This is a genomic window from Azoarcus sp. CIB (genome assembly GCF_001190925.1).
Classification (GTDB): domain Bacteria; phylum Pseudomonadota; class Gammaproteobacteria; order Burkholderiales; family Rhodocyclaceae; genus Aromatoleum.
Genome location: NZ_CP011072.1, coordinates 746,841 through 773,177, shown reverse-complemented (window position 1 = coordinate 773,177; position 26,337 = coordinate 746,841). Strand labels below are relative to the sequence as shown.

The following is a 26,337-nucleotide window of genomic DNA, read 5'->3' as shown; positions in this document are numbered from 1 at the left end:
CATGGGATTCTTCGACAAGATCTTCCGCCACCTCGCCCGCAGCGAACCGTGGGGCGTGCATCCGGACGAGCGTAAGCGCCCGGCCTCGGAAGCGCCGATCCGGCGCCTGCCGGTGCCGCCGCTCCTCTACCTGCCGCTGTCGCAGCACGTCGGCGCCGCCGCGGAGCCGGTCGTGCGCATCGGCCAGAAGGTCCTCAAGGGCGAGTGCCTCGCGACCGCCACGGGCAACATCTCCGCCCCGGTGCATGCGCCGACCTCCGGCGAGATCGTCGCGATCGGGCCGATCACCGCGCCGCACCCCTCGGGTCTCGAGATGACGGCGATCACGCTGCGCAGCGACATGGAAGACCGCTGGGCGCCGCTCGAAGGCCTCGCCGACCCGCTCGCCCGCTCACCCGAGGAACTCGCGCGCCGGGTCGCCGAAGCCGGCATCGTCGGCCTGGGCGGTGCGACCTTTCCCGCCTCGGTGAAGCTCGGCTTGGGCCACCGCTCGCGCATCCGCACGCTGATCCTCAACGGCAGCGAATGCGAACCCTACCTGTCGTGCGACGACCGCCTGATGCGCGAACGCGCGGCGGGCATCGTGCGCGGCGCCGTGCTGATGCGCCACGCCACCGGCGCGCGCGAGGTGCGCATCGGCATCGAGGACAACAAACCCGAGGCGATCGCCGCGATGCGCGCCGCCGCCGACGGCCACGCCGACGTGCAAGTCTGCGTCGTCCCCGCGCGCTACCCAATGGGATCGGACCGCCAGCTCATCATCGAGCTCACCGGCATCGAGGTGCCCGCCGAGTCGCGCGCCGCCGACGTCGGGGTGCTCGTGCACAACGTCGGCACCGCCTTCGCGATCCATCAGGCGATCGACCTCGGCCGCCCGCTGGTCAGCCGCGTCATGACGCTCAACGGCGAAGCCCTCGCCCAGCCCGGCAACTACGAGGTCCCCATCGGCACCCTCGTCGACGACCTCCTCGCCTTCGCCGGCGGGGCGCGCTGCGAACCCGCGCGCCTCGTCATGGGCGGCCCGATGATGGGCCTCGTCCTGCCCTCGGCCAAGGTGCCCGTGGTCAAGGGCTGCAGCGGCATCCTCGCGCTGTCCGCCGCCGAAGTCGCACGCGACGAACCCGGTCCCTGCATCCGCTGCGGCAGCTGCACCCGGGCCTGCCCGGTCGGCCTGCTGCCGCTGGAGATGAACGCCCGCATCGCCAACGGCGCGCTCGATGCCGCCGTCGCCCTCGGTCTGCACGACTGCATCGGCTGCGGCTGCTGCGCGTACGTGTGCCCCGCCCGCATCCCGCTCGTGCAGGCCTTCAACCATGCGAAGGGCGAACTCGCCACGCGCGAGCGCGACCGGAAGCGCACGGATGCGACGCGCCGGATGGCCGACGCGCGCGCCGAGCGCCTTCGACCGCGAAGCGCGCGAAAAGGCCGAAGCCGCCGCCCGCCGCGCCGCCGAGCGCAAGGCGCAGAAGGCCCGCGAGGCCGCCGCGAGCACCGCATCCAACTCCGAAGGAGCCCCGGCATGAGCCCCACCCGCATCTCTGGCTCGATCTCCGCCGACGACGGCGCCCTGCCCCCCCTCGCCGCCTCGCCCCACGCCCACGGCGGCGTCTCAGTGGCGCAGGTCATGCAGCGCGTGATGCTCGCGCTCACCCCCGCGACCCTGTTCGGCTTCTGGCTGTTCGGCTGGCCGGCGATCAACCTCTTCGCCGTCACCGTCGGCGCCTGCCTGCTCGCCGAGCGCTTCTGCGAACGCCTGATGGGCCGCCGGAGCAGCCTCGGCGACGGCTCGGCGCTGCTCACCGGCTGGCTCCTCGCGCTGTCGCTGCCGCCCTGGGCACCCGCGTGGATCGGCCTCCTCGGCGGCTTCATCGCCATCGTCGTCGGCAAGCAGGTCTTCGGCGGCCTCGGGCAAAACCTCTTCAATCCGGCGATGGTCGCGCGCGTCGCTCTGCTCGTGTCCTTCCCCGTCGCGATGACGCAGTGGGTCGTGCCGCAGCCGCTGTTCTCGGCAGCAGCCCCCGGCTTCATCGACAGCCTGCGCATCACCGCCGAAGCGCCCGCCCACCCCGACGCCGTCACCTCCGCGTCGCTGCTCGGCCACAGCAAGACCGAGCTCTCGCGCGGCGTCGAACTCCCGCAAGCGATCGCCAGCGGCCCGCAGGCGCTCTTCGACTGGGCCGGCATGCGCACCGGCAGCCTCGGCGAAACCGGCGCCCTGCTGATGATCGCGGGCGGGCTCTACCTCCTCGCCAGCGGCATCATCCGCTGGCACATCCCGGCCGCCGTGCTCGCCGGCATCGCCCTGCCCGCCCTCATCGGCCACGCCGCCGATCCGGCACGCTACCTTTCCGCCACCCAGCACCTCCTCTCCGGCGCGGCACTCCTCGGCGCCTTCTTCATCGCCACCGACTACGTCACCTCGCCCAACACCCCGGCGGGCCAACTGGTCTTCGGCTTCGGCATCGGATTCCTCACCTGGATCATCCGCAGCTGGGGCGGCTACCCGGAAGGCATGGCCTTCGCGGTGCTGCTGATGAACGCGCTGACCCCGGTGATCGACCGCTACTGCCGTCCGCGCATCCTCGGCCGCCGGCGCGACGGGCGCGCGCTCGAACCCACCCCGCTCGACAACACCGGAGACGCATGATGGGCACCGATCAATCCGCCGGCTTCTCGCTCGACACGCTGCGCGACCGGCTCGCCTACCAGCCGCTGCTGCTCGGCGGCATCGCCCTCGTCGCCGGCACCGCGCTCACCCTCGCCAGCAATGCGACGCGCGCGCCGATCGCCGCCGCCGAAGCGCACGACACACAGATGACGCTCGCACAGGTTCTGCCGCCCGGCAGCGCCGACAACGACCTGCTCAAGGACGTCCTCGAGCTCCCCGGCCCCATCACCGGCAGCACCCGCAAAATCCACGTCGCGCGGAAGGCCGGCGCCGTCACCGGCGCCGTCTTCAACGTCGCCGAACGCGGCTACTCGGGCGAGATCCGCCTGCTGATGGCGGTCGATCCGGCCGGCAGGGTGCTGGGCGTGCGCGTTCTCAAGCACACCGAAACGCCCGGCCTCGGCGACAAGATCGAGATCGCCCGCAACCCGTGGATCACGAGCTTCAACGACAAATCGCTAGACGACCCCGCCCCCGAAAAGTGGGCAGTGAAGAAGGACGGCGGCGTCTACGACAGCTTCGCCGGCGCCACCATCACCCCGCGCGCGGTGGTCAAGGCCGTCAAGGGTGGCCTCGACTACTTCGCCGCCCATCGCAACGAAATCCTCGGAGCGCAACCATGAATGCCGCAAAACTGATGCGCGACGGCCTGTGGGACAACAATGTCGTCTTCGCCCAACTCCTCGCGATGTGCCCGGCGATGGCCGTCACGACCTCGGGCACCAACGGCCTCGGCATGGGCCTCGCGACTACCGCGGTGCTGATCGTCTCCAACATCCTCGTCGCCTCGATCCGCCACGCCGTCAGCGCACAGGTGCGCATCCCCGTGTTCGTCGTCCTCATCGCGACCCTCGTCACGCTCATCGACCTCGTCCTCAACGCCTGGCTGCACGAGCTCTACAAGGTGCTCGGCCTCTTCATCGCGCTGATCGTCGTGAACTGCGCGATCCTCGGCCGCGCGGAAGCCTTCGCGGTGCGCAACACCGTCGCCGCCTCCGCCATCGACGGACTCGCGATGGGCCTCGGCTTCACCTTCGCGCTCACCGTGATCGGCCTGATCCGCGAGATCCTCGGCAGCGCCACCGTGTTCGCGCAGGCCAGCGCGCTCCTCGGCAGCCACTTCGCCTTCCTCGAGATGAAGATCGGCGCGTGGAACGGCGCCCTGCTGATGATCCTGCCGCCCGGCGGCTTCGCCGTGCTCGGCTTCCTCCTCGCAGGCAAACGCGCGTGGGAGCTGAAGCGCCGGCAGACCGCGCATGCCACCGAATCCCACTGCTCCGTGCCCGGCCCGGCGTCGGCGTGAGCGGAACGCACTGCGAAGGAGAGACCACCATGCAAATCGGCGTTGCCTACTCCGAGCCGGGCCGGCAGGCCTGGGTCACGATCGACGTCCCGGACGAAGCTACCGTCCGCGACGCCATCGAACGCTCCGGCATCCTGCGGCAGTTTCCGCATATCGACCTCGCCACGCAGAAGATCGGCGTGTTCAGCCGGCTCGTAAAGCTCGACGCCCCCTTGCGCGTCGGCGACCGCATCGAAATCTACCGCCCGATCACCTGCGACCCGCAAACCGTCCCACGCCGCGACCTCGCCGAAGGCGACGAGGACTGAGGCTGCGTCGGGGGGCTATCGGCCCAGCGGCTTGCCCGTAGATACTGCTATCCGGGTCAAATGCCGAGCAATCTGGCGTAGGGCGGGAGGAGCGCAGCGCACCCCGCCAATCCACCCCTCAATCTCGCCGCTGCCCCGCGGCGAGATTCATTTGGTCGACCAACGGTGTTGTTCGCGCATTCGCGAATTATGCAAAATAATATTTTTCACGGCAGGAGGCGGGATGCGCTGCGCTGCTCCCGCCCTACGTCCGCATCGAACACGTGAAGGGGAGCGGCCGAGGCCACTCCCGCCTTCAGAACCCGGCCTTGCGCCGCAGCCCCTCGATCGCAACGCGGTGCTCGCCTTGCGCGGTCTGGAACACCTTAAACACCTTCTGCTCGATGCCGTTCGACGCGACGAAATCGTTGTGCGCCCGCGCAAGCAGCGCACGACAGGTCGCGAACGCCGACGCAGCGGGCAAGCTCTCGACCCCGCCCTCACGCGCGAGATACTGCTGGAAGCGCTTCAGGATGTGCAGGCGGCTCACCTGCACGACCGCGAGGTCATAGGGGATCGCGAAGTAATTGAGGAAATCCTCCGCGCTCTCGAGGTGCTTCAGATCTTCGACAAGGGTATTCACGGCATCACTCCTTCGGTCAGCAGCGCACGACATTCACGGTGGAAGCGCATCAGATCGCGCAAATCCGGACTGCGCTTGGTCCGCATCGCATGCTCGCGCACGCGCTCGAGCACGAGGCGTGCGGTCACCGCATCGACCTCCAGCCCCAGCTCGCGGCACGCATTCACGATCGACGCCGCGCCCGAATGCTTGCCCAGCACCAGGCGATGGCTGCGCCCCACCTCGGCCGGATCGAAGCTCTGGTAATTGCCCGCATCCTTCACCAGCCCATCGACGTGGATGCCCGCCTCGTGCGTGAACACCCAGCCGCCGACGATCGGCTTGTTCGCCGCCACCGGCCGTCCCGACGCCTCCGCTACCAGCTCAGAGATCACCAACAACTGGCGCGAGTCGACGCCCGACTCGATGCCGTGCAGGTGGCGCAGCGCCATCACCGCCTCTTCCAGCGGCGCATTGCCCGCACGCTCGCCCAGACCGTTCACCGTCGTGCTGATGTGCGTCGCACCGGCCTTCACGGCCGCCAGCGTGTTCGCGGTGGCCAACCCGAGGTCGTCGTGCGCGTGCATCTCGATGTCCAGGTCGCTAGCCGCCCGCAGGCGTGCAATCGCCGCATGGGCCGAAAACGGATCGAGCACCCCGAGCGTGTCCGCATAGCGGAAGCGCACCGCCCCCCCCGCCTGCGCCGTGTCCAGAACGCGACACAGGAAGTCCGGATCGGCGCGCGACGCATCCTCGCCCCCGACCGACACCACCAGCCCGCGCTCGCGGGCCGCGCGCAAGGTATCGCGCAACTGTGCCAGAGCCCAATCGCGATCCCGCCCCAGCTTGCGCTCGATCTGCTGGTCCGACACCGGCAGCGCGAGATGGATGACGTCGGCCCCGCATTCGGCCGCCGCGTCGAGATCGGCCACGCACATGCGGCACCACACCATCAGCCGCACCGGCAATTTCAGCGCGACGATCGCGCGGATCACCTCGCGCTCCGCCTCGCCCATCGCCGGCACGCCGATCTCCATCTCGCGCACGCCGGCAGCCGCCAGCGCCCGCGCAATCGCCAGCTTCTCGTCCGCCGTGAAGGCGACCCCGGCCGTCTGTTCCCCGTCGCGCAGGGTCGTATCGTTGATCGTCACCATGATGTGCTGCGTCCCGTGAATGGCATTGCCTTGCTACCGCAAGGACGATGCCACCCCGACATCCGCCAGCATGTCGCCCCGCAGGCGGCGCCAGTTCAGGGAATTCGCCCACCGCCGCGCGCCAGGCGGCACCACGCCGGCACGACAATGGCAGGAAACCGACACAAACAAACGTCGCGTCACGAACATCGCGGCGAAAAAAAAGCGCCGGACCAGCCGGCGCTTTTTCGTGTTGCGGAAGACGCAATGCTTACAGCATCGCCTTCAGCAGCTTGGCCATCTCGGACGGGTTGCGCGTCACGGTGAAGCCGCACTCTTCCATGATGGCGAGCTTGGCATCGGCCGTGTCGGCGCCGCCGGAGATCAGCGCACCGGCGTGGCCCATGCGCTTGCCGGCCGGCGCGGTCACGCCGGCGATGAAGCCGACGATCGGCTTCTTCATGTTGGCCTTGCACCACATTGCCGCTTCGGCTTCGTCCGGACCGCCGATCTCGCCGATCATGATCACCGCATCGGTGTCCGGATCGTCGTTGAACATACGCATCACGTCGATGTGCTTCAGACCGTTGATCGGGTCGCCGCCGATACCGACCGCCGACGACTGGCCCAGACCGATTTCGGTCAGCTGCGCCACGGCTTCATAGGTCAGCGTGCCCGAACGCGACACGACGCCGATGCGGCCCTTGCGGTGGATGTGACCCGGCATGATGCCGATCTTGATCTCGTCCGGCGTGATCAGACCCGGGCAGTTCGGTCCCAGCAGCAGGGTTTCCTTGCCGCCCTTGGCAACCTTCTCTTTCATCTTGTTGCGCACGACCAGCATGTCGCGGACCGGGATCCCTTCGGTGATGCAGATCGCCAGATCCAGGTTGGCCTCGCAGGCTTCCCAGATCGCGTCGGCGGCACCTGCCGGCGGCACGTAGATCACCGACACGGTCGCGCCGGTTTCAGCAGCCGCTTCCTTCACCGAGGCGTAGATGGGGATGTCGAAGATCTTCTCGCCCGCCTTCTTCGGATTCACGCCGGCAACGAAGCAGTTCTTGCCGTTGGCGTATTCCTGGCACTTCTCGGTGTGGAACTGACCGGTCTTGCCCGTGATGCCCTGGGTAATGACCTTGGTGTCTTTGTTGATCAGGATGGACATTCACACTCTCCTTACTTGACCGCCGCGACGATCTTGGTCGCAGCTTCCGCCATCGTGTCGGCGGTAATGATCGGCAGGCCCGATTCGGCAAGGATCTTCTTGCCGAGGTCCTCGTTGGTGCCTTTCATGCGCACCACGAGCGGGACGGAGAGATGAACTTCCTTGGCTGCGGCAACCACGCCGGTAGCGATGGTGTCGCACTTCATGATGCCGCCGAAGATGTTGACCAGGATGCCCTTGACCTTGGGGTTCTTGAGCATGATCTTGAACGCTTCGGTGACCTTCTCGGTCGTCGCACCGCCGCCGACGTCGAGGAAGTTGGCCGGCTCGGCGCCGAACAGCTTGATCGTGTCCATCGTGGCCATCGCCAGACCGGCGCCGTTCACCAGGCAGCCGATGTTGCCGTCAAGCGAGATGTAGGCGAGGTCGAACTTCGAGGCTTCGATCTCGTCCGCATCTTCCTCGTCGAAGTCACGGAAATCGACGATTTCCGGGTGACGGTACAGCGCGTTCGAATCGAAGTTGAACTTGGCGTCGAGCGCCTTGATGTTTCCGTTGCCTTCGAGGATCAGCGGGTTGATTTCCGCCAGCGAGGCATCGGTTTCCATGTAGCAGGTGTACAGGCGCTTCAGCGCATCCACCGCCTTCGCGACCGAAGCTTCCGGCACGCCGATACCGCGCGCCAGGTTCTCGGCTTGCGCGTCGGTCAGGCCGACCAGCGGATCCACGAATTCCTTGAGGATCTTCTCAGGCGTGCTGTGCGCGACTTCTTCGATGTCCATGCCGCCTTCGGAGGAGGCCATGATCGCGACCTTCTGCGTGGCGCGGTCGGTCAGCGCAGCAACGTAGTATTCTTTCTTGATGTCGGCGCCTTCCTCGATCAGCAGGTTGCGCACCTTCTGGCCTTCGGGCCCGGTCTGGTGCGTGATCAGCTGCATGCCGAGGATGTCGTTCGCGTACTGGCGCACTTCGTCCAGCGAGCGGGCCAGCTTCACGCCGCCGCCCTTGCCGCGGCCACCGGCGTGGATCTGTGCCTTCACGACCCAAACCTTGCCGCCCAGCTCTTCGGCTGCCTTCACCGCGCCATCCACCGACACGGTATGAAAACCGCGCGGCGTCACGACGCCATACTTTCTTAGTAGTTCTTTTGCCTGATACTCATGAATCTTCATGATTGCCCTTCGATCGAAGCCGCGACGCCCTGGACGCCGCGAACAGGTTGATGGGACGCTTCGGAGCATCGCTCCGCGACATACGCCGTCTCCCTCGACCGACGCATACCGCTCCCGACCGGTCGTATGCCGCCCGGCCCGACCTATTGACCCGGACCCGAAACGGGCCTGAAGGTCGCAAGATCGCAGGATTATACCCGCAATTGCGCAGTGCAGAATCGCAACACCCGCGCGAACCGTCCGACCGCGCGGCGGGCCGCCGCTACTCGTCGGCTGCGGGCTTGCGGTACCACTTCGGGTAATAGCGGCGCACCGTCTCGCGCGAACTCTCCAATGCGTGGCACCGGTCGAGCTGGAAGGGCTTCTCGACGGTGTCCTCGTTGTCGCGCCGGTAAGTCGCGAAAGTCTGCACCGCCGCTGTCGGCAGACTCATCAGCAGCTCGGTCACGTGCGAGCATCCGCGCACGTCGGCGAACATCTCTCCGACGTTGCGTCGAAAGCCACGGATCAGGTTGAGCCCGACCAGCCGCCCGTAGGCGGGCCCGATCGTGTCGCATTCGCCCACATAGGGGACACGATCGGAACATGCCTCGGCATCGACGATGTTGAACGCCTCGTCGATCGTGATGCGCACGCGCATCTCGTGCACGGGATCGCCGGCGCGTCGCACCCCGGACGCGAGCGGATAATCGACGGCCTTCGTGTCGCGCAGGCAGGCCTCGAGCTCCAGCAGGCCATCGTCGCGGCGAAAACCCTCGACCGTGATCTGGCGCAGATGCGCCGGACTGCGTGCGCACTTGGGAGGAGAGAGCGGCATCGGACGTACGGCAACGTATGGAAAACCGCATGTTACCGCGAATCGGGACGATGGCCGCGCGGCGACGCGCCCATTCCGGCCACACGGCGACGTCTTCCACCCGCCAGCGCACCTAAATTACCGGATGTCATACGCTCGGGGTAAAATCTCCGGCTTTCGGCGGGCAGCGAGAATGCAAATTCGTTACAATGCTCCGCAAAGATTTGATACAAGATATGACTTTACGCCCGGGCTCTCGCCAGCATAAGAACGGACGATGACAAAACAGCAGTGCCTGCACCCGAGGGATTACGCGCCCCTGCTTCTGGCGGCGCTGCTGGCGTTCGCGCCGACGCCGTCCGGCGCCTTCGTTCTCGGCGAACCCGTACCCCTGTCGAAGATCGGCGAACCCCTCAAGATCGAGATCCCCATCCTCCAGGGCGACCCGGCGCAATTCGGCGAGTGCCTTCGCCTTGCGGCGCTGCCGGCAGCATCCGACGGCCTGCCGCGGGTGCGCAATGCACGCCTCGACATCGCGGGGCGAGGACCGAAGGCGCGGCTCGTGCTCTCGCACCGCCTGCCGAGTTTCGATCCCGCGCTGCGCTTCGCCATCGAGGACCTCTGCGACAGCCGCCTGCGCCGCGAGTACACGGTACTGCTGGCCTTCCCCGACACCGCCGCCGTCGCCGACGAATCCGCGGGCACGCAGCCCCCGCAACAATCCGGCAGCACGGTTGCCGACGCCCCTCCGCAGGAAGCGCCGCGCCGCCCCCGTTACTACCGCCGCGCCACCCCCGCCGCCGATACGCCGACAGCGACCTCCACCGCCGCGCCAGGCCGTGCCACAGCTCCGTCAGCCAGCGGGCGCGACCGACTGCAAGTCGGCGGCGGCGAATCGGAAATTTCCGGCGCCGGCCTGCGTCTGAGCACGCAGCTCGGCAGCCTCGCACGCATCGAAGCAACAACCGAGGCCCAGCGCGAGCAGCTACGCCGCGAGCAGTCCGTGATCATGGCGATCGACCGGACCATCGTTGCCCAGCTCGAACTGAACGAACGCATCCGGCAGCTCGAAGCCGTGCAGTCGCGCATGATGGCCGAGCATGTCCGCACGCCCGCGCCGGCATCCGGCGTCACCCCCGTCGCGGAGCCGACCGAGGCGGAACCGCCGGCACCGGCGACGGCGCAACCGCTGGAGCCCGACCACAGCGTCGCCGAGGCCTGGAAACAGGGCACGCTGACGGTCGGATTCGTCTCCCTCGCGCTCGCCGCCGCCCTCGCGTGGCTCCGCAAGCGGCGCGAAAACGCGCCCGTCGCGGACGAAGCGGAACCGACGCCCAGACCCACGCCGGACAGGAAGAAGCCGGCCGTCCGCCCGTCGACCCCGCGAACCGAACCGGTGGGGCGCCCCGCCGCCAGTTCGGCCGCCACCGCCAGTCCGGTCGTCACCGCCAGCCGAGTGACGAGCGCCACCCCAGCCGCCCCCGAGCTGCCGCCCGAAGTCGCGGATACGCCCGCATCCGGCCCCCCCCCCGAGCATTCACCGCTCGGATGGGAGACCGAGGAAGACATTTTCGCGCACCCGATATCGCTCGCGCCGATCGACCCCATTGCCCCGATCTCTCCCGTCGCGGTCGAGGAATCCGCAGAAGAGCACGAATCGGCCATCGAGCTCGCCGAAATCATGATGGGGTTCGGCCGCATCCGCGGCGCAGCCGACACGCTCGCCGAGTTCATCGCCTCGAATCCGAAGAAGGCGATCACGCCCTGGCTCAAGCTCATGGAGGTGTACCGCGCCGCCGACCTGCGCGAGGAATTCGACGCACTCGCAAAACAGCTCAACAAGACCTTCAACGTCAAGGCCGTCACCTGGGAGAGTTTCGACGAAGCGCGCCTGGCGACGAACTCGATGGAGCAGATGGGGCACGTGACGAAAAACGTCCAGCAGATGTGGGGCACGCGCGAATGCCAGACCTACCTCGAACATCTGCTGCGCGACAATCGCGACGGAACGCGCGAAGGCTTCCCGCTCAGCGTGATCGACGAGATCCTGCTGCTCGAGCAGCTCCTCGAGGACCAGCTCGGCCCCTATCGCCCCGAGACCACCCCGCCCCCCCCGGACGGCGACACGTCCCGCGCGACGCCGCCCCAGCTCGTATAAGCCGAAACGGACACGGATCCGACCCGAGCCCGCGCTACACCGGATTGTCGAGATCGACGAAGCGCGCCTCGATGCCGAAGGTCTGTTCCAGATATTGCGCCAGCGCGTGGATGCCGTAGCGCTCGGTCGCATGGTGCCCCGCGGCCAGGTAGGGCACGCCCGATTCGCGCGCGAGATGCACCGTCTGCTCGGAAATCTCCCCCGACACGTAGAGATCTGCGCCCGCCGCGATCGCTTGTTCGAAATAGCCCTGCGCGCCGCCCGTACACCACGCGACGCGGCGCACCTCCCGACTGCCGTCGCCGACCAGCAACGGCTCGCGCCCGAGCCGCGCAGCCAGGGAGCGCGCAAGCTGCGCGGCGCTCCCCCGCTGTTCGGGCCGGCCGATCCACGCGATATCCTGGTCGCCGAAACGCCCTTCGCCGACCCAGCCCGCGAGCGCTGCAAGCTGCGCGTTGTTGCCCAACTGCGGGTGGGCGTCGAGCGGCAGATGGTATGCGAGCAGGCTGATGTCATGACGCAGCAGGCTCGCGATGCGGCGCTTGCGGATACCCGTGATGCGCCCGTCCTCGCCGCGCCAGAACCAGCCGTGGTGCACGATGACGGCATCGACCCCCTCCTCCACGGCACGGTCGAGCAGCGCCTGGCTCGCGGTGACGCCGCACAGCACGCGATGCACCTCGGCGCGTCCTTCCACTTGCAGGCCGTTTGGGGAATAATCCCGGAACCGCGGGACTTCCAGCAGTTCATCCAGATGGGCTTGCAGTTCGGCGAGTTGCATGCGGTCTCCACTCCTGTTTTCCGGGCCTCATGGCGAGCGCGACACCGAGCGCTTGCCCAATTCGAGCAACATTATGCGCCGCCTGTGGCTGATCTTCGCGCAGGCCGTGACGGTGAGCGTCGCGGTCCTGTTTGTACTGAACACCCTGAAGCCCGAATGGTTCAAGAACGCAGCCCCCGCCGCGGTCGTCTCCATCCTCGAGGCCCCCGAAGCCGGCTCCGCGGCGCCCGTCCCGGCGCCGAACTCCTATGCCGATGCAGCCCGACGCTCGATGCCGGCCGTCGTCCATATCTACACGGCCAAGGACATCGCGCGCCCGAGCCACCCCCTGCTCGACGACCCAATCTTCCGCCATTTCTTCGGTGACCGGCAGGGCAACGCGCCGTCGCAGCGCGCATCGGGGCTGGGCTCGGGCGTCATCGCGAGCCCGGACGGACTGGTCCTGACCAACAATCACGTCATCGAGGGCGCCGACGAGATCGAGATCGCACTCAATGACGGCCGCAAGTTCCCCGCGCGCCTCGTCGGCCGCGACCCGGAGACCGATCTCGCAGTGCTCCGCCTGCAGGGCAACGGCAAGCTGCCGGCGATCGCCTTCGCGAAACAGGATGCGCTGCAGGTCGGCGACGTCGTCCTCGCCATCGGCAACCCGTTCGGCGTCGGCCAGACCGTCACGATGGGCATCGTCTCGGCCCTCGAGCGCAGCCAGCTCGGCATCAACACCTTCGAGAACTACATCCAGACCGACGCGGCGATCAATCCGGGCAATTCGGGCGGCGCACTGGTCGACAGCCAGGGCAACCTCGTCGGCATCAACACGGCGATCTATTCGCGCTCGGGCGGTTCGCTCGGCATCGGCTTCGCGATCCCCGCGTCGACCGCGCGCGACGTGCTCGAGCAGATCATCGCGACCGGCCAGGTCACGCGCGGCTGGATCGGCGTCGAAATCCAGGAGATCACGCCCGAACTCGCCGAATCGTTCGGCATTCGGGGCACCGAAGGCGCCCTCATCGCCGGAGTGTTGCGCGACAGCCCGGCCGAGCACGCCGGCATCCGCCCGGGAGACATCCTGATCGGCGTCGACGGCAAGCCGGTCCACGACCCGAAAGGCATGCTGGAACTGGTCGCCGGCCTGATGCCGGGCCACAGCGCGAATTTCCGCGTGCGCCGGGCCGACAGCGAAGTCGATCTGAAGGTGGAAATCGGGCGCCGTCCGGCCCCCTCCGTGCAGCGCTGAACACCGCCCGCCGAGGGCTTAGTTGCTCTCGATGCGCTCGAGCGCCTCGTCCCCGCCGTCGGGCCGATCCTTGACGAGAATGCGCGCAATGATCACGCCCACCTCGTAGAGCAGGCACATCGGGATCGCCAATAGCAATTGCGACACCACGTCCGGCGGCGTAATGACCGCGGCGACGACGAAGGCGCCGACGATCACATAGGGGCGTGCCGCGGCCAGTTTCGCCACGCTGACCACGCCCGTCTTGGCGAGCAGGATCACCGCCACCGGCACCTCGAAGGTCAGGCCGAAGGCGATGAACATGGTCATCACGAAGGACAGGTACTGCTCGATATCCGGCGCCGGCGTGATGCTCTTCGGCGCAAACTCGGCGATGAACGTGAAGACGGTGCCGAACACGAAGAAGTAGCAGAACGCCATCCCGAGCACGAACAGGATCGTGCTGCCGAGCACGAGCGGCAGGCCCAGCCGCCTTTCGTGCGCGTACAGGCCGGGCGCGACGAAGGCCCAGACCTGATAGAGGACGACCGGAAGCGCGATCACGAAGGCCGCCATCATCGTCACCTTGACCGGCACGAAGAAGGGCGTGATCACACCGGTTGCGATCATGTGCGTCCCCTCGGGGAGGGTCTTCATCATCGGCAATGCCAGCAGATCGTAGACGTCGCCCGCCCAGGGCATCAGGCACAGGAACACGACGAGCACGGCCAGCATCGCGCGCAACAAGCGGTCACGCAGCTCGACGAGATGCGAAATGAAGGTTTCCTGCACAGCGCTCATGCTTTGTCCGTGGTCGTGTTCGCGAGCGGCGCGGCAGCCGGAGCGAGTCCAAGTTCGAGCTGGCGGTTATCGACGACCGGCTCGGCGGGCTGCGCGTCCGGAAGGTTCGCGACCTCCGCCGGGATTGCGGCGGGGATGACCGGCATGGCCTCCGCCACGGGAACTGCGCTCACCGCAGCCTCCGGTGCAGACTGGCCGTCGAGCCCGCTCTTCGCTTCGGCAGCGGTCTGCGCAAGATCCGCCTCCACGCTCTGGACCTGCCCGCGCATCGACGTTTCGAGATCGCGCGCCTGCTGCTCGACCTGCTGCTGCAACTTCTTGAGCTCCTCGAGTTGCATCTCGCGCTGGATGTCCGACTTGACGTCACTGACGTAGCGCTGCAGTCGCCCCAGGAGATGGCCCGCGGTCCGCGCAACCTTCGGCAGGCGCTCCGGCCCGACGACGATGAGCGTCACCACCGCGATGACGATGAGTTCAGAAAAACCTAGATCGAACATGGATTAGAAGCCTTTGCCGGCCGGGCCGGGCGTACGGTGACGGCATCAAAACGAAGGGGCGCACTGACGCCGCGCCCCTTGCCGCCGACATCGCCCGGACAGGCTCAGGAGTGCAGCTTGTCGGACTTTTCCCGCGCCTGGGCGTCGATGGTTTCACCGCCGATCTTCTGCTGCACGTCGTCGGACTTCTCCGACTCCTTCATGCCGTCCTTGAAACCCTTCACCGCGCCGCCGAGATCCTGGCCCATGTTGCGCAGCTTCTTGGTACCGAACACCAAAACCACGATCACCAGGACGATCAGCCAATGCCAAATGCTGAATGAACCCATACTGCTCTCCTTAACGCTTCAACATGGCCGGAAGCACATCCGGGCCACCCAGGACGTGAACGTGCAGATGATACACTTCCTGCCGCCCCACCCTTCCGGTATTGATAATGGTGCGGAAGCCTTCGCCGCAACCGTTTTCGCGCGCGAGCCGCGCCGCCGTGGTCATCACCCGCCCCATCACCTCGACGTGCTCGGGCCCGAGCTCCGCCATCGACGCGACATGCAGCTTCGGGATCACGAGAAAATGCACCGGCGCGACCGGGTTGATGTCGTGGAACGCGAGCACGTGCTCGTCCTCGTACAGTTTCTTCGCGGGGATCTCGCCGGCCGCGATCCGGCAGAAGATGCAGTCGCTCATCATCACCTCAGGCCGTTGTGCGGGCCTTCTTCTCGTCAATTCCTGAGACACCCTCGCGGCGCCGGAATTCAGCCAGCACGTCGTCGACCGACAGGCCGAAATGCGACAGCAGCACCATCGAATGGAACCACAGGTCGGTGACCTCCCAGACGATGTGCAGCATGTCCTTGTCCTTGGCCGCCATGATGGTCTCGGCGGCCTCCTCGGCGACCTTCTTGCAGATCGCATCGGTGCCCTTGGCGTACAGGCTGGACACGTAGGAGGAATCGGGGTCGGCCTTCTTGCGCTCCGCGAGGGTCGCGGCGACGCGATGCAGCACTTCGATGTCGATCATTTGTAGATATCCTTGGGATCCTTCAGCACGGGGTCCGCGGCCTCCCACGAACCCGCGCTCAGATAGCGCTGGAAAAAGCAGCTGTGGCGGCCGGTGTGGCAGGCGATGCCGCCCACCTGCTCAACCTTCAGCAACACCACGTCGTTGTCGCAGTCGATGCGGATCTCATGCACCTTCTGCACGTGACCGGACTCCTCGCCCTTGTGCCAGAGCTTGCGGCGCGAACGCGACCAGTAAATCGCCTCGCCCGTGTCGGCGGTGCGCTGCAGGGCGTCGCGGTTCATCCAGGCGAACATCAGCACGTCGCCGGTCGAAGCCTCCTGCGCGATCACCGGTACGAGACCCTGGTCGTCCCAGCGGATCTCGTTGAGCCAGCGGGCTGAATTGGCGTTGGTCACAGTCGTACCTCGATGCCGCGGCTGCGCATCAGCTCCTTCGCCTCACGCACCGTATGCTGGCCGAAATGGAAGATGCTCGCGGCGAGCACGGCGTCGGCGCGGCCTTCCGACACACCTTCGGCCAGATGTTCCAGGGTGCCGACGCCGCCGCTGGCGATCACGGGGATCGGAACGGCATCGGAGACCGCGCGCGTCAGCGCGAGATCGAAGCCGATCTTCGTGCCGTCGCGATCCATGCTGGTGAGCAGGATTTCGCCGGCGCCAAGCGCGGCGACCTTCTTCGCCCACTCGATCGCGTCGAGTCCGGTGTTGTTGCGCCCGCCGTGCGTGAACACTTCCCACTTGCCGGGAGCCGTCTGCTTGGCGTCGATTGCGACGACGATGCACTGGCTGCCGACCTTGCCCGCAGCGTCGGCGACGACCTGCGGGTTATTCACCGCGGCGGTGTTGATGCTGACCTTGTCGGCGCCGGCGTTGAGCAGACGCCGCACATCCTCGACCGTGCGCACGCCCCCGCCCACCGTCAGCGGGATGAAGACCTGCTCGGCGACCTGCTCGACGACGTGGATGATCGTGTTACGCGCGTCGGAGCTCGCGGTGATGTCGAGGAAGGTGATCTCGTCGGCGCCCTGCTCGTCGTAGCGGCGCGCGATCTCGACCGGATCACCGGCGTCGCGCAATTCGAGAAAATTGACGCCCTTGACCACACGCCCGGCATTCACGTCCAGGCAGGGGATGATGCGCTTGGCGAGCATCAGGCCGTTTCGCCGCTGAGTTCGTCCGCGCGCGCCTGCGCGGCGGCGAAATCCAGCGTGCCTTCGTAGATCGCGCGTCCGGTGATCGCGCCGGCGATGCCTTCGGATTCGACCGCGCACAGCGCGTCGATGTCCGCCAGCGTGGCGATGCCGCCGCTGGCGATGACCGGAATGCGCAGCGCCTGCGCAAGGCGCACGGTCGCTTCGATGTTCACGCCCGAGAGCATGCCGTCGCGACCGATGTCGGTGTAGATCACGGCTTCCACGCCATAGTCCTCGTACTTCTTCGCGAGATCCACGACGTCGTGCCCCGTCATCTTCGACCAGCCGTCGACAGCGACCTTGCCGTCCTTGGCGTCGAGGCCGACAATGATGTGACCCGGGAAGGCGCCGCACGCGTCATGCAGGAAGCCCGGATTCTTCACCGCGGCAGTCCCGATGATGACGTAGGAGATGCCGTTGTCGAGGTAGTGCTCGATGGTGTCGAGATCGCGGATGCCGCCGCCGAGCTGGACCGGGATGTCGTCGCCGACTTCATCGGCGATCGCGCGGATCGCGGCCCCGTTCTTCGGCTTGCCGGCGAAGGCGCCGTTAAGGTCGACTAGGTGCAGACGGCGTGCGCCGAGGTTGATCCAGTGCCGCGCCATCGCGGCCGGGTCCTCGGAAAACACCGTGGCGTCGTCCATTTCGCCCTGCTTGAGGCGGACGCAATGGCCGTCCTTCAGATCGATAGCGGGAATCAGCAGCATACGGGGATGAGTTGCATCAGAGGAGTGGAAGGGGAGCTACAGACGGGGTCCGGACGGCGTTCGTCAGGGAGCCCAGGAAATGAAATTCGCAAGCATCCGCAGGCCTGCCTGCGCACTCTTTTCGGGATGGAACTGAACCGCGAAGATGTTATCCCGCGCGACTGCACTGGTAAACATCAAACCGTAGTCGGTTTCGGCCGCAACCAGCGAAGGCTCGTCGGGGCGGACGAAATAGCTGTGCACGAAATAGAAGCGCTCGCCGTCGGGAATGCCTTCCCACAACGGGTGTGCGATGCGCTGCTGCACGCGGTTCCAGCCCATGTGCGGCACCTTCAGGCGGGCGCCGTCGGCCGCGACCATCTTCGCATCGGGAAAGCGCACGACATTGCCGGGGAGGATGCCGAGACCGGGCACGTCGCCCTCCTCGCTATGGCCGAAAAGCATCTGTTCGCCGATGCAGATGCCGAGAAAGGGCTTGGACGCGGCGGCCTCGAGCACCGATGCGCGCAGTCCGCGCAGATCCAGTTCGCGCATGCAGTCGGGCATCGCGCCCTGACCCGGAAACACCACCCGGCCGGCCGCCGCGACCACCGCGGGATCGGAGGTCACGACCACGGTCTTGCCGGGGGCTACGTGTTCGACCGCCTTGGCAACCGAACGCAGGTTGCCCATGCCGTAGTCGATGATGGCTACGTCGCTCATCGCGGAATCGCTCGCAGAAAATCAGAAGGTTGGGCGGGGAGTTTTGCGGAAACTCAAAGGGCACCCTTGGTCGAGGGGATCACGCCGGCGGCGCGCTCGTCGCGCTGGGCTGCCATGCGCAACGCGCGACCGAAGGCCTTGAAAATGGTCTCGCACTGGTGATGGGCATTGTCGCCGCGCAGGTTGTCGATATGCACGGTCACCCCGGCATGATTGACGAAGCCCTGGAAGAATTCTCGTGCGAGATCCACATCGAAATTGCCGATGCGCGCACGCGTGTAATTCACGAAGTAGTGCAGCCCCGGTCGGCCGGAGAAATCCACGACCACGCGCGACAGCGCCTCGTCGAGCGGCACGTAGGCGTGGCCGTAGCGGAAGATCCCTTTCTTGTCGCCGAGCGCCTTCGCGAAGGCCTGTCCAAGGGTGATGCCGACGTCCTCGACGGTATGGTGGTCGTCGATGTGGGTGTCGCCGTCGGCCCTGATATCGAGATCGATCGCGCCATGACGGGCGATCTGGTCGAGCATGTGATCGAAAAAGGGCACGCCCGTGGCGAGACTGGCCTTGCCGCTGCCGTCCAGGTCGATGCGGACCGTGATCCGGGTTTCCAGGGTGTCGCGAGTTACTTCGGCTTGCCGCATGAGGATCTGCTTCGAAATGTAGGGTTCGGACGCGCACGGACGTCACTCTTCGGCATGATACCATCGCCTGACTGTACCGCCGCAATGCTGGCCGCAGCGGCCGCCTGGCCTGCGCGGGCCCCTCCGACAACCCTGCATCCGATCCGCCGATGAGCCAATACTGGAGCGCCGTCGTCAACGGCCTGACCCCCTATGTCCCGGGCGAACAGCCCAAGATCGCCAACCTGGTCAAGCTCAACACCAACGAGCAGCCGTACGGCCCCTCGCCGAAGGCGATCGAGGCGATCCGCGCCGAGGCGTCCGACGCGCTGCGCCTGTATCCCGACCCGACCTCGGAACGGCTGCGCGCCGCGATCGCCGCGCGCCACGGCATCACGACGCAGGAAGTGTTCGTCGGCAACGGATCCGACGAGGTCCTCGCGCACGCCTTCCTGGCGCTGCTGAAGCACGATCGGCCGCTGCGCTTCCCAGACATCTCGTACAGCTTCTATCCCGTGTATTGCGGGCTGTACGGGATCGACTTCGAGACGGTGCCGCTCGATGCGAACCTCGCGATCCGCCCCGAAGATTACCTGCCTGCCGGCGACTTGGCCGCGGGCGGCATCATCTTCCCGAACCCGAACGCGCCGACGGGGCGCCTGCTGCCGCTCACCGAGATCGAGCGCATCGTCGCCGGCAATCCGCAGTGCGTGGTCGTCATCGACGAGGCCTATGTGGACTTCGGCGGCGAGTCGGCCATTGCGCTCACGGCCCGCTACCCGAACCTGCTGGTCGTGCAGACCTTGTCCAAGTCGCGCTCGCTTGCGGGCCTGCGCGTGGGCTTCGCGATCGGCCACCCGGACCTGATCGAGGCGCTCGTGCGCGTGAAGGACAGCTTCAATTCCTACCCGCTGGATCGGCTGGCGATCGTGGGCGCGGTCGCGGCGATCGAGGACGAGGAATATTTCGAACACACGCGCCAAGCGGTGATCCGCACGCGCGGCCAGCTCGTTTCCGACCTGTCCGCGCTGGGCTTCGAAGTGCTGCCGTCGGCGGCGAACTTCGTGTTCGCGACGCACCCGACGCGCGACGCCGGGGAACTCGCCGCCGAGCTGCGCAAGCGCGCGATCATCGTGCGCCACTTCCGCCAGCCGCGCATCGATCAGTTCCTGCGCATCACCGTCGGGACCGACGAGCAATGCGGTGCCCTGGTCGGGGCGCTGCGCGAAATCCTCGCGTAAACGCAGGAAGGGCGTCCCGCCGGGACGCCCTTCCGTGATTCGCTTCGCGCACGAGCGGTGCGGCGTGGCGTGGCTCACTTGTGCAGGCGCATCTCCGCCGAGCGCGCGTGCGCCTGCAGGCCTTCACCGTGGGCGAGCGTCGAGGCGACGCGCCCCAGCGTCTGCGCCCCCGCTTCCGAAATCTGGATGATGCTGGTGCGCTTCTGGAAGTCGTACACGCCCAGCGGCGACGAGAAGCGCGCGCTGCGCATCGTCGGCAGCACGTGGTTGGGACCGGCGCAATAGTCGCCCAGGGCCTCCACCGACCAGTGCCCGACGAAGATCGCGCCGGCGTGACGGATGCGGGCTATCCAAGGCTCGGGCTCGTCGAGCGACAGCTCGAGGTGTTCCGGCGCGATGCGGTTCGCGATCGTGCAGGCCTGCTCCAGACTATCGACGTGGATCAGCGCGCCGCGATTGGCGAGCGAGGCGGCGATGGTCTCGCGCCGCGGCATCGTCGGCAGCAGGCGCTCGATCGAGGCCTCCACCGCATCGATGAACGCGGCGTCGGTGCATAACAGGATGGACTGCGCCAGCTCGTCGTGCTCGGCCTGCGCGAACAGGTCCATCGCGACCCAGTCGGAGTGGCCGCTGCCGTCGGAGATGATCAGCACCTCGGACGGCCCGGCGACCATGTCGATGCCGACCGTGCCGAACACGCGGCGCTTGGCCTCGGCAACATAGGCATTGCCGGGGCCGACGATCTTGTCTACCTGCGGCAGGGTCTGTGTGCCGTAGGCGAGCGCGGCGACGGCCTGCGCGCCGCCGATCGTGAATACGCGATCGACGCCGGTGATGGCGGCGGCGGCGAGGACGAGCGGGTTCTTCTCGCCGTTCGGCGTCGGCACGACCATGATCAGCTCGCCGACACCGGCGACCTTGGCCGGAATGGCGTTCATCAGCACCGAACTCGGGTAGGACGCGCGCCCACCCGGCACGTACAGGCCGACGCGGTCGAGCGGCGTGACCTTCTGGCCCAGGCGCGTGCCGTCGGCCTCGACGTAGTCCCACGACTCGGCACGCTGGCGTTCGTGGTAGATGCGCACGCGGTCGGCGGCGATGCGCAGGGCTTCGCGCTGCTCGACGGTGAGGCTGTCGAGCGCGGCCTTCAGTTCGGACTTCGGCAACTCCAACGCGGCCATCGACTTCACGTCGAGGCGGTCGAAGCGGCGCGTGTATTCGATGACCGCGGCGTCACCGGTGGTGCGCACGGCACTCAGGATCTCGGTGACGGCCGCGTCGATGCGCGCGTCGGCGCTGCCTTCGAAGGCGAGAAGTGCGTCCAGCGTGGACAGGAACTCGGGATCGCGCGCGTCGAGGCGGCGGATGCTGCGCTCCGAATCACTCATCTCACGGCTCCGGCAAAGGCCTCCAGCACGGGCTGGATGAGCTCGCGCTTCATCTTTAGCGAGGCCTGGTTCACGACCAGGCGCGAGCTGATCGACATGATCTCCTCGACTTCCTCGAGGTTGTTCGCGCGCAGCGTGTTGCCGCTCGAGACCAGGTCCACGATCGCATCCGCGAGGCCGACCAGCGGCGCGAGCTCCATCGAGCCGTACAGCTTGATCAGGTCGACATGCACGCCTTTCGCGGCGAAGTGCGCCTTCGCGCTGTTGATGTACTTGGTCGCGACGCGGATGCGCCCGCCGGGGCGGGTCGCAGCGGCGTAATCGAAACCCTTCTGCGTCGCGACGCACAGGCGGCACTTCGCGATATTGAGGTCCAGCGGCTGATACAGCCCGGCCCCGCCATGCTCGAGGAGCACGTCCTTGCCCGCGATGCCGAGATCGGCCGCCCCGTACTGGACGTAGGTCGGCGTATCGGTCGCGCGCACGATCACGAGGCGCACGTCGGGACGGTTCGTGCCGATAATGAGCTTGCGCGAGGTCTCGGGATTGTCGGTCGGCGTGATGCCGGCGGCCGCGAGCAGCGGCAGCGTTTCCTCGAAGATGCGGCCCTTGGACAGGGCGAGGGTAATGCTGGACACGAAGGGTGCCTCGGGAAATATCAAAAAAACATTGTAACCCGGCGCGGCATCCGCGCCGGGGGGCTACCACGCACCTTACGCCAGCCGGCGCACCCGCGCGCCGAGGTCGGCGAGCTTTTGCCCGAGACGCTCATAGCCGCGGTCGAGATGGTAGATGCGCTCGATCACGGTCTCGCCCTCGGCGACCAGTCCGGCGATCACGAGGCTCGCCGACGCGCGCAGGTCGGTGGCCATCACGGTCGCGCCCTGCAGGCGCTCGACGCCCTGCACCACCGCGGTATTACCGTCGATGCGGATGTCCGCACCGAGGCGCTGGAGCTCGACCGCGTGCATGAAGCGGTTCTCGAAGATCGTCTCGCGGATCACCGCGGCACCATTCGCGACCGCGTTGATCGCCATGAACTGCGCCTGCATGTCAGTCGGGAAGGCCGGGTACGGCGAGGTGCGAATGCTCACCGCGGTGAGGCGCTGCGGCGCCTTCAGGCGGATCGCGTCGCGCTCGGAGACGATGTCGCAGCCGGCATCCATCAGCTTGTCGATGACGGCATCGAGATAGGCCGACGACGTGCGCGTGAGGCGGATTTCGCCGCCCGTCGCGGCCGCGGCGCACAGGTAGGTGCCGGTCTCGATGCGGTCCGGCATGATGCGGTGGGTCGTGCCCGACAGGCACTCCACGCCACGGATGCGGATCACGTCGGTGCCGGCGCCGGAGATGCGCGCGCCCATCGCGACCAGGCAGTTCGCCAGATCGACGACCTCGGGCTCGCGTGCGGCGTTCTCGATGACGGTCTCTCCGTCGGCGAGACAGGCCGCCATCATCAGGTTTTCGGTGCCGGTGACGGTAACCATGTCAGTGAACAGGCGCGCGCCCTTGAGGCGCGGCACCTTCGCGTGCACGTAGCCGTGCTCGACCGCGACCTGCGCGCCCATCGCCTGCAGGCCCTTGATGTGCTGATCCACGGGCCGCGCGCCGATCGCGCAGCCGCCGGGCAGGCTCACCTTCGCCTCGCCGCAACGCGCGACCAGCGGGCCGAGCACGAGAATCGACGCGCGCATGGTCTTGACCATCTCGTAGGTCGCAACCGGGTTGTCGAGTGCCGACGCGTCGAGCGTCACGGTATCAGCGTCGTCGCCGCTGCCGCGGCTGACCTTCACGCCCATCTGCGCGAGGAGCTTCAGCAGCGTGCCGATGTCGTTGAGCTGCGGCACGTTCGTAAACGTGACCGGCTCGCGCGTCAGCAGCGCCGCACACAGGATGGGCAGCGCCGCGTTCTTCGCGCCGGAAATGGCGGTCTCGCCCGTGAGGCGGGCGCCGCCTTCGATCAGAAGCTTATCCATCGTGTCCCGCTCAGAAGCCCAGGTCGGTGCGGACTTCGGCCCACTTCGCAGGGGAGTAGGTCTGCAGCTGCAGCGCGTGGATCTCGTTGCCCATGAGCTTGCCGAGCGTCGCATACACGGCCTGGTGCTGGCGCACCTTGGGCTTGCCTTCGAATTCGGCGCTGACGACGATGCCGGTGAAATGGACCCCGTCGTCACCCTGGATCTCGACGAATTCGCAGGCCATGCCCTGCTCGATGAGACGCTTGATTTCTGCTGCTTCGAACATAGTGACTACCCTCAAGCCCGCAGCTTGTAGCCCCGGGCGAGCATCGCCAGGGTCAGCACTGCGAGGAACACGAAACAAAGACTCACGACCGCAAGGCTCAGCCACGGCGAGACGTCGGACTGACCGAAGAAGCCGTAACGGAAGCCATCGATCATGAAGAAAAACGGATTGATGTGCGAGACCTTCTGCCAGAACTCGGGCAGCGAGTGGATCGAGTAGAACACGCCGGACAGCATCGTCAGCGGCATGATCAGGAAATTCTGGAAGCCCGCGAGCTGGTCGAACTTGTCGGCCCAGATCCCCGCGATGACGCCCAGCGAGCCGAGGATCGCGCCCCCCATGAGGCCGAACGCGAAGATCCAGCCCGGGGCCGCCATTGGCAGCTCGACGAAGGGGAAGGACACGAGCAACACGCCGAAGCCGACGAACAGCCCGCGCAGCACCGACGCGATCACGTAGGCGGCATAGAACTCGCGGTAGGACAGCGGCGGCAGCAGCACGAAGATGATGTTGCCGGTGATCTTGCTCTGGATCAGCGACGAGGAGCTGTTCGCGAACGAGTTCTGCAGCAGCGACATCATCACGAGACCCGGCACGAGGAAGGCCGTGTAGGCGACGTCGCCATACACCGTGACGTGCCGGTCGAGGACGTGCGAGAAGATCAGCAGGTACAGCAACGCATTGAGAACCGGGGCGCCAACGGTCTGGAAGCTCACCTTCCAGAAACGCAGCACCTCCTTCTGCAGCAGGGTGCGGAAACCGATCAGGCGCTCATGCACGGTTCATCACCTCCACGAACACGCGCTCGAGATCGGCCTCGCCCAGACGCAGGTCGAGGATCTTCGCTCCCGCCTCGCGCAAGCGCGCCAGCAGGGGCTCCAGATCTTCGTAGCGATCGAGGGGAAACTCCGCCCAGCCGTTGGCCGCGAGCACGCCACCCGAGGCAGCCGCCAGTTCGGGGCGTTCGAGGCGCACCGCGAGCGAATGGCTGGCGAAGCGACGCAACAGGTTCTCGGTGGTATCCAGCGCGACGACCTTGCCGGATTTGAGCATCGCGATGCGCCCGCACAGCGCCTCGGCCTCTTCGAGGTAGTGCGTCGTCAGCACGATGGTGTGGCCGTCGCGATTGAGTTTGCGGATGAACTGCCACAAGCCCTGGCGCAGCTCGACGTCGACACCGGCGGTCGGCTCGTCGAGCACGATCACCGGGGGACGATGCACGAGCGCCTGCGCGACAAGCACGCGCCGCTTCATGCCCCCCGAGAGCATGCGCATGTTGGCGCCGGCCTTGGCGGTCAGATCCAGGCTCTCGAGGATCTCGTCGATCCAGTCGTCGTTGTTGCGGATGCCGAAGTAGCCGGACTGGATGCGCAACAGCTCGCGCACCGAAAAGAAGGGGTCGAACACCAGCTCCTGCGGCACGACACCGAGGTTGCGCCGGGCGCTGCGGTAGTCCGAGACGACGTTGTAGCCCATGATCTCGAAGACGCCGCCGTCCGGGCGCGCGAGGCCCGAGAGCGCCGAGATGAGCGTCGTCTTGCCCGCGCCGTTCGGTCCGAGCAGGCCGAAGAATTCGCCCTGCGCAACTTCGAGGTCGACACCGGCGAGCGCCAGCAGGGAACCGTAACGCTTGGTCGCCGAAACGATCCGTATTGCGGGAGGATTCATCGACGGCAGGAGGTCAGGCTTCCGCGGGCAGCAGCTCGTCGACGCCATAGAGCGTCGCAAGGCTGAGCATCCCCGCCGGCATGCCGGTCTGGCGAACCTTGTGTCCGCTCGCGCGGGCAACGCGCATCCAGTCGAACAGCAGCGCAAGGGCCGACGAATCCGCCGCGCTCACGCCGGACAGGTCGACGACGAGATCCTCGGCGCGCGCCAGCGCGCGGCCACGCTCGATCCATTGCGCGGCCGTCGCCATCGTCAGCTCGCCTTCTATGGCGAGGACTTTGTCCGCGTCAGCGTTCATGAATGTGCCGGTGCCGTGAGGTCTCGGTTCTTCTGCTCGAGCGAGCGGATCAATCCATCCACGCCGCCGGCGCGAATTTCCTGCGCGAAGGTGCCGCGATAATTGGTCACGAGGCTGACGCCGGCGACGACCACGTCGAACACCTTCCAGCCCTCGGGCGTCTTTTCCAGCGTGTAGTCGATATTGATCGGCTGTGCTCCGGCCTGACGGACTTCGGTCTGCACGCGCACCGAAGTATCGGCCTCGCCGAACTTGGCGGGCTTGTAGCCGATGGTCTGGTCGCGGTACTGCGTCAGCGCGTTGGAGTAGGTGCGCACGAGCAGGACGCGGAAGGCTTCGACGAGCTTGCCCTGCTGTTCCGGGTTGGCCTGGCGCCAGTCCTTGCCGACCGCCAGCATGGTCATGCGGCGGAAGTTGAAGTGCGGCAGGACCTTTTCCTCGACCAGGTCGATCACGCGGCGCGTGTCACCCGACTGGATCGCCTTGTCCTTGCGCACGATGGTCAGGACGTCGTCGCTGACTTCGCGCACGAGCGCATCGGGCCCCTTGGGCGCGTCGGCGGCCAGCGCCGGCAGCACCGAGAACATCAGGCACAGGGAAAGCAGGAACTTATTCATCATCACTCCTCGGGGACACCGGCGACCATGCGGGTGC

General features: G+C 66.9%; 31 protein-coding genes. 7 read left to right on the top strand and 24 right to left on the bottom strand.

The window, feature by feature from the left end:
* The first annotated feature begins 1 nt into the window (after nucleotide 1).
* The 4 genes from rsxC to AzCIB_RS03360 are packed head-to-tail and all read left to right on the top strand — an operon-like array spanning nucleotide 2 to nucleotide 4,279.
* Nucleotides 2-2,647, top strand: a complete 2,646-nt coding sequence (gene rsxC / locus AzCIB_RS24955; RefSeq protein ID WP_353611531.1) for an electron transport complex subunit RsxC — start codon at nucleotides 2-4, stop codon at nucleotides 2,645-2,647.
* A complete protein-coding gene (gene rsxG / locus AzCIB_RS03370; protein ID WP_083446859.1) occupies nucleotides 2,647-3,291 on the top strand; it encodes an electron transport complex subunit RsxG in 645 nt (214 codons plus the stop codon). Before rsxC ends, rsxG begins: the two co-directional genes overlap by 1 nt.
* Nucleotides 3,288-3,971 carry an electron transport complex subunit E gene (locus AzCIB_RS03365; protein ID WP_050414591.1) on the top strand — a complete coding sequence of 228 codons (684 nt, stop codon included), beginning with the start codon at nucleotides 3,288-3,290 and terminating at the stop codon, nucleotides 3,969-3,971. Before rsxG ends, AzCIB_RS03365 begins: the two co-directional genes overlap by 4 nt.
* A 29-nt stretch (nucleotides 3,972-4,000) precedes the next feature.
* Entirely contained in the window at nucleotides 4,001-4,279 is a 279-nt protein-coding gene (locus tag AzCIB_RS03360; RefSeq protein ID WP_050414589.1) for an RnfH family protein, read from the top strand.
* A 295-nt stretch (nucleotides 4,280-4,574) separates the two neighbouring features.
* On the opposite strand, the gene nifW is transcribed toward AzCIB_RS03360, so the two are convergent.
* From nifW to AzCIB_RS03335, 5 genes are all read right to left on the bottom strand, one after another.
* Nucleotides 4,575-4,901, bottom strand: coding sequence for a nitrogenase-stabilizing/protective protein NifW (gene nifW, locus AzCIB_RS03355; protein ID WP_050414588.1), 327 nt, complete (start codon nucleotides 4,899-4,901; stop codon nucleotides 4,575-4,577).
* Complete coding sequence (gene nifV, locus AzCIB_RS03350; protein WP_050414587.1) at nucleotides 4,898-6,034, bottom strand: homocitrate synthase; 1,137 nt, start codon at nucleotides 6,032-6,034, stop codon at nucleotides 4,898-4,900. Before nifV ends, nifW begins: the two co-directional genes overlap by 4 nt.
* Before the next feature lie 250 nt (nucleotides 6,035-6,284).
* Nucleotides 6,285-7,178: a succinate--CoA ligase subunit alpha gene (gene sucD / locus AzCIB_RS03345; protein ID WP_050414586.1), complete on the bottom strand. Its 894-nt coding sequence runs from the start codon at nucleotides 7,176-7,178 to the stop codon at nucleotides 6,285-6,287.
* An 11-nt stretch (nucleotides 7,179-7,189) separates the two neighbouring features.
* Nucleotides 7,190-8,350, bottom strand: a complete 1,161-nt coding sequence (gene sucC, locus AzCIB_RS03340) for an ADP-forming succinate--CoA ligase subunit beta (protein ID WP_050414585.1) — start codon at nucleotides 8,348-8,350, stop codon at nucleotides 7,190-7,192.
* Nucleotides 8,351-8,612: 262 nt separating this feature from the next.
* Nucleotides 8,613-9,167, bottom strand: a complete 555-nt coding sequence (locus AzCIB_RS03335; RefSeq protein ID WP_050414584.1) for a DUF2889 domain-containing protein — start codon at nucleotides 9,165-9,167, stop codon at nucleotides 8,613-8,615.
* A gap of 256 nt (nucleotides 9,168-9,423) precedes the next feature.
* Between AzCIB_RS03335 and AzCIB_RS03330 the strand changes: the two genes are divergently transcribed.
* Nucleotides 9,424-11,304: a type IV pilus assembly protein FimV gene (locus tag AzCIB_RS03330; RefSeq protein WP_050414583.1), complete on the top strand. Its 1,881-nt coding sequence runs from the start codon at nucleotides 9,424-9,426 to the stop codon at nucleotides 11,302-11,304.
* 34 nt (nucleotides 11,305-11,338) lie between these two features.
* On the opposite strand, the gene AzCIB_RS03325 is transcribed toward AzCIB_RS03330, so the two are convergent.
* The gene (locus AzCIB_RS03325; protein WP_050414582.1) at nucleotides 11,339-12,085 is read right to left on the bottom strand and encodes a Nif3-like dinuclear metal center hexameric protein; all 747 of its coding nucleotides are present in this window, start codon (nucleotides 12,083-12,085) and stop codon (nucleotides 11,339-11,341) included.
* A gap of 73 nt (nucleotides 12,086-12,158) precedes the next feature.
* On the opposite strand from AzCIB_RS03325, the gene AzCIB_RS03320 reads away from it, so the two are divergent.
* Entirely contained in the window at nucleotides 12,159-13,322 is a 1,164-nt protein-coding gene (locus AzCIB_RS03320; protein WP_050414581.1) for a Do family serine endopeptidase, read from the top strand.
* An 18-nt stretch (nucleotides 13,323-13,340) separates the two neighbouring features.
* Here the strand turns inward: AzCIB_RS03320 and tatC are convergent, their stop codons facing one another.
* The 10 genes from tatC to hisB all read right to left on the bottom strand — a co-directional run bounded on the left by tatC (nucleotide 13,341) and on the right by hisB (nucleotide 18,865).
* Nucleotides 13,341-14,102 (bottom strand): twin-arginine translocase subunit TatC, encoded by a 762-nt coding sequence (tatC, locus tag AzCIB_RS03315; RefSeq protein WP_050414580.1) that lies wholly within the window; start codon nucleotides 14,100-14,102, stop codon nucleotides 13,341-13,343.
* Entirely contained in the window at nucleotides 14,099-14,599 is a 501-nt protein-coding gene (gene tatB / locus AzCIB_RS03310; protein ID WP_050414579.1) for a Sec-independent protein translocase protein TatB, read from the bottom strand. The genes tatC and tatB overlap by 4 nt, the downstream gene beginning before the upstream one ends.
* A 104-nt stretch (nucleotides 14,600-14,703) precedes the next feature.
* Nucleotides 14,704-14,928, bottom strand: coding sequence for a Sec-independent protein translocase subunit TatA (gene tatA, locus AzCIB_RS03305; RefSeq protein WP_050414578.1), 225 nt, complete (start codon nucleotides 14,926-14,928; stop codon nucleotides 14,704-14,706).
* A gap of 10 nt (nucleotides 14,929-14,938) precedes the next feature.
* A complete protein-coding gene (locus AzCIB_RS03300; RefSeq protein ID WP_050418190.1) occupies nucleotides 14,939-15,286 on the bottom strand; it encodes a histidine triad nucleotide-binding protein in 348 nt (115 codons plus the stop codon).
* A gap of 7 nt (nucleotides 15,287-15,293) precedes the next feature.
* Entirely contained in the window at nucleotides 15,294-15,620 is a 327-nt protein-coding gene (locus tag AzCIB_RS03295) for a phosphoribosyl-ATP diphosphatase (RefSeq protein WP_050414577.1), read from the bottom strand.
* The gene (gene hisI, locus AzCIB_RS03290; RefSeq protein ID WP_050414576.1) at nucleotides 15,617-16,018 is read right to left on the bottom strand and encodes a phosphoribosyl-AMP cyclohydrolase; all 402 of its coding nucleotides are present in this window, start codon (nucleotides 16,016-16,018) and stop codon (nucleotides 15,617-15,619) included. The genes AzCIB_RS03295 and hisI overlap by 4 nt, the downstream gene beginning before the upstream one ends.
* Nucleotides 16,015-16,773 carry an imidazole glycerol phosphate synthase subunit HisF gene (gene hisF, locus AzCIB_RS03285; protein WP_050414575.1) on the bottom strand — a complete coding sequence of 253 codons (759 nt, stop codon included), beginning with the start codon at nucleotides 16,771-16,773 and terminating at the stop codon, nucleotides 16,015-16,017. The genes hisI and hisF overlap by 4 nt, the downstream gene beginning before the upstream one ends.
* Nucleotides 16,773-17,522, bottom strand: coding sequence for a 1-(5-phosphoribosyl)-5-[(5-phosphoribosylamino)methylideneamino]imidazole-4-carboxamide isomerase (gene hisA / locus AzCIB_RS03280; RefSeq protein ID WP_050414574.1), 750 nt, complete (start codon nucleotides 17,520-17,522; stop codon nucleotides 16,773-16,775). The genes hisF and hisA overlap by 1 nt, the downstream gene beginning before the upstream one ends.
* Before the next feature lie 63 nt (nucleotides 17,523-17,585).
* Nucleotides 17,586-18,224 carry an imidazole glycerol phosphate synthase subunit HisH gene (hisH, locus tag AzCIB_RS03275; protein WP_050414573.1) on the bottom strand — a complete coding sequence of 213 codons (639 nt, stop codon included), beginning with the start codon at nucleotides 18,222-18,224 and terminating at the stop codon, nucleotides 17,586-17,588.
* Between the two features lie 53 nt (nucleotides 18,225-18,277).
* On the bottom strand, nucleotides 18,278-18,865 hold the full coding sequence (hisB, locus tag AzCIB_RS03270) for an imidazoleglycerol-phosphate dehydratase HisB (protein ID WP_050414572.1): 588 nt from the start codon (nucleotides 18,863-18,865) through the stop codon (nucleotides 18,278-18,280).
* A 149-nt stretch (nucleotides 18,866-19,014) separates the two neighbouring features.
* On the opposite strand from hisB, the gene hisC reads away from it, so the two are divergent.
* Nucleotides 19,015-20,085: a histidinol-phosphate transaminase gene (hisC, locus tag AzCIB_RS03265; RefSeq protein WP_050414571.1), complete on the top strand. Its 1,071-nt coding sequence runs from the start codon at nucleotides 19,015-19,017 to the stop codon at nucleotides 20,083-20,085.
* 74 nt (nucleotides 20,086-20,159) lie between these two features.
* Here the strand turns inward: hisC and hisD are convergent, their stop codons facing one another.
* The 8 genes from hisD to AzCIB_RS03225 all read right to left on the bottom strand — a co-directional run bounded on the left by hisD (nucleotide 20,160) and on the right by AzCIB_RS03225 (nucleotide 26,300).
* Nucleotides 20,160-21,473 carry a histidinol dehydrogenase gene (hisD, locus tag AzCIB_RS03260; protein WP_050414570.1) on the bottom strand — a complete coding sequence of 438 codons (1,314 nt, stop codon included), beginning with the start codon at nucleotides 21,471-21,473 and terminating at the stop codon, nucleotides 20,160-20,162.
* A complete protein-coding gene (gene hisG, locus AzCIB_RS03255; RefSeq protein WP_050418189.1) occupies nucleotides 21,470-22,111 on the bottom strand; it encodes an ATP phosphoribosyltransferase in 642 nt (213 codons plus the stop codon). The genes hisD and hisG overlap by 4 nt, the downstream gene beginning before the upstream one ends.
* Before the next feature lie 75 nt (nucleotides 22,112-22,186).
* Nucleotides 22,187-23,449: a UDP-N-acetylglucosamine 1-carboxyvinyltransferase gene (murA, locus tag AzCIB_RS03250; protein ID WP_050414569.1), complete on the bottom strand. Its 1,263-nt coding sequence runs from the start codon at nucleotides 23,447-23,449 to the stop codon at nucleotides 22,187-22,189.
* Between the two features lie 10 nt (nucleotides 23,450-23,459).
* Nucleotides 23,460-23,717, bottom strand: coding sequence for a BolA family protein (locus AzCIB_RS03245; RefSeq protein ID WP_050414568.1), 258 nt, complete (start codon nucleotides 23,715-23,717; stop codon nucleotides 23,460-23,462).
* Nucleotides 23,718-23,728: 11 nt separating this feature from the next.
* Entirely contained in the window at nucleotides 23,729-24,496 is a 768-nt protein-coding gene (locus AzCIB_RS03240; RefSeq protein ID WP_050414567.1) for an ABC transporter permease, read from the bottom strand.
* On the bottom strand, nucleotides 24,489-25,385 hold the full coding sequence (locus AzCIB_RS03235; protein ID WP_050414566.1) for an ABC transporter ATP-binding protein: 897 nt from the start codon (nucleotides 25,383-25,385) through the stop codon (nucleotides 24,489-24,491). Before AzCIB_RS03235 ends, AzCIB_RS03240 begins: the two co-directional genes overlap by 8 nt.
* A gap of 13 nt (nucleotides 25,386-25,398) precedes the next feature.
* Nucleotides 25,399-25,683, bottom strand: a complete 285-nt coding sequence (locus AzCIB_RS03230) for an STAS domain-containing protein (protein WP_050414565.1) — start codon at nucleotides 25,681-25,683, stop codon at nucleotides 25,399-25,401.
* Complete coding sequence (locus tag AzCIB_RS03225) at nucleotides 25,680-26,300, bottom strand: MlaC/ttg2D family ABC transporter substrate-binding protein (RefSeq protein WP_050418188.1); 621 nt, start codon at nucleotides 26,298-26,300, stop codon at nucleotides 25,680-25,682. Before AzCIB_RS03225 ends, AzCIB_RS03230 begins: the two co-directional genes overlap by 4 nt.
* Between the last annotated feature and the right edge of the window lie 37 nt (nucleotides 26,301-26,337).

Bases quoted from the DNA above. Each gene is read 5' to 3' on its own strand.
- tatA (WP_050414578.1), bottom strand. From the start codon at position 14,928: ATGGGTTCATTCAGCATTTGGCATTGGCTGATCGTCCTGGTGATCGTG.
- AzCIB_RS03245 (WP_050414568.1), bottom strand. From the start codon at position 23,717: ATGTTCGAAGCAGCAGAAATCAAGCGTCTCATCGAGCAGGGCATGGCC.
- hisD (WP_050414570.1), bottom strand. From the start codon at position 21,473: ATGAGTGATTCGGAGCGCAGCATCCGCCGCCTCGACGCGCGCGATCCC.
- AzCIB_RS03320 (WP_050414581.1), top strand. From the start codon at position 12,159: ATGCGCCGCCTGTGGCTGATCTTCGCGCAGGCCGTGACGGTGAGCGTC.
- tatB (WP_050414579.1), bottom strand. From the start codon at position 14,599: ATGTTCGATCTAGGTTTTTCTGAACTCATCGTCATCGCGGTGGTGACG.
- AzCIB_RS03295 (WP_050414577.1), bottom strand. From the start codon at position 15,620: ATGATCGACATCGAAGTGCTGCATCGCGTCGCCGCGACCCTCGCGGAG.
- nifV (WP_050414587.1), bottom strand. From the start codon at position 6,034: ATGGTGACGATCAACGATACGACCCTGCGCGACGGGGAACAGACGGCC.
- tatC (WP_050414580.1), bottom strand. From the start codon at position 14,102: ATGAGCGCTGTGCAGGAAACCTTCATTTCGCATCTCGTCGAGCTGCGT.
- rsxG (WP_083446859.1), top strand. From the start codon at position 2,647: ATGGGCACCGATCAATCCGCCGGCTTCTCGCTCGACACGCTGCGCGAC.
- AzCIB_RS03300 (WP_050418190.1), bottom strand. From the start codon at position 15,286: ATGAGCGACTGCATCTTCTGCCGGATCGCGGCCGGCGAGATCCCCGCG.
- hisA (WP_050414574.1), bottom strand. From the start codon at position 17,522: ATGCTGCTGATTCCCGCTATCGATCTGAAGGACGGCCATTGCGTCCGC.
- AzCIB_RS03325 (WP_050414582.1), bottom strand. From the start codon at position 12,085: ATGCAACTCGCCGAACTGCAAGCCCATCTGGATGAACTGCTGGAAGTC.
- sucD (WP_050414586.1), bottom strand. From the start codon at position 7,178: ATGTCCATCCTGATCAACAAAGACACCAAGGTCATTACCCAGGGCATC.
- AzCIB_RS03360 (WP_050414589.1), top strand. From the start codon at position 4,001: ATGCAAATCGGCGTTGCCTACTCCGAGCCGGGCCGGCAGGCCTGGGTC.
- hisH (WP_050414573.1), bottom strand. From the start codon at position 18,224: ATGAGCGACGTAGCCATCATCGACTACGGCATGGGCAACCTGCGTTCG.
- murA (WP_050414569.1), bottom strand. From the start codon at position 23,449: ATGGATAAGCTTCTGATCGAAGGCGGCGCCCGCCTCACGGGCGAGACC.
- hisC (WP_050414571.1), top strand. From the start codon at position 19,015: ATGAGCCAATACTGGAGCGCCGTCGTCAACGGCCTGACCCCCTATGTC.
- AzCIB_RS03335 (WP_050414584.1), bottom strand. From the start codon at position 9,167: ATGCCGCTCTCTCCTCCCAAGTGCGCACGCAGTCCGGCGCATCTGCGC.
- AzCIB_RS03365 (WP_050414591.1), top strand. From the start codon at position 3,288: ATGAATGCCGCAAAACTGATGCGCGACGGCCTGTGGGACAACAATGTC.
- hisB (WP_050414572.1), bottom strand. From the start codon at position 18,865: ATGCGGCAAGCCGAAGTAACTCGCGACACCCTGGAAACCCGGATCACG.
- AzCIB_RS03330 (WP_050414583.1), top strand. From the start codon at position 9,424: ATGACAAAACAGCAGTGCCTGCACCCGAGGGATTACGCGCCCCTGCTT.
- AzCIB_RS03235 (WP_050414566.1), bottom strand. From the start codon at position 25,385: ATGAATCCTCCCGCAATACGGATCGTTTCGGCGACCAAGCGTTACGGT.
- AzCIB_RS03225 (WP_050418188.1), bottom strand. From the start codon at position 26,300: ATGAATAAGTTCCTGCTTTCCCTGTGCCTGATGTTCTCGGTGCTGCCG.
- rsxC (WP_353611531.1), top strand. From the start codon at position 2: ATGGGATTCTTCGACAAGATCTTCCGCCACCTCGCCCGCAGCGAACCG.
- AzCIB_RS03230 (WP_050414565.1), bottom strand. From the start codon at position 25,683: ATGAACGCTGACGCGGACAAAGTCCTCGCCATAGAAGGCGAGCTGACG.
- sucC (WP_050414585.1), bottom strand. From the start codon at position 8,350: ATGAAGATTCATGAGTATCAGGCAAAAGAACTACTAAGAAAGTATGGC.
- hisF (WP_050414575.1), bottom strand. From the start codon at position 16,773: ATGCTCGCCAAGCGCATCATCCCCTGCCTGGACGTGAATGCCGGGCGT.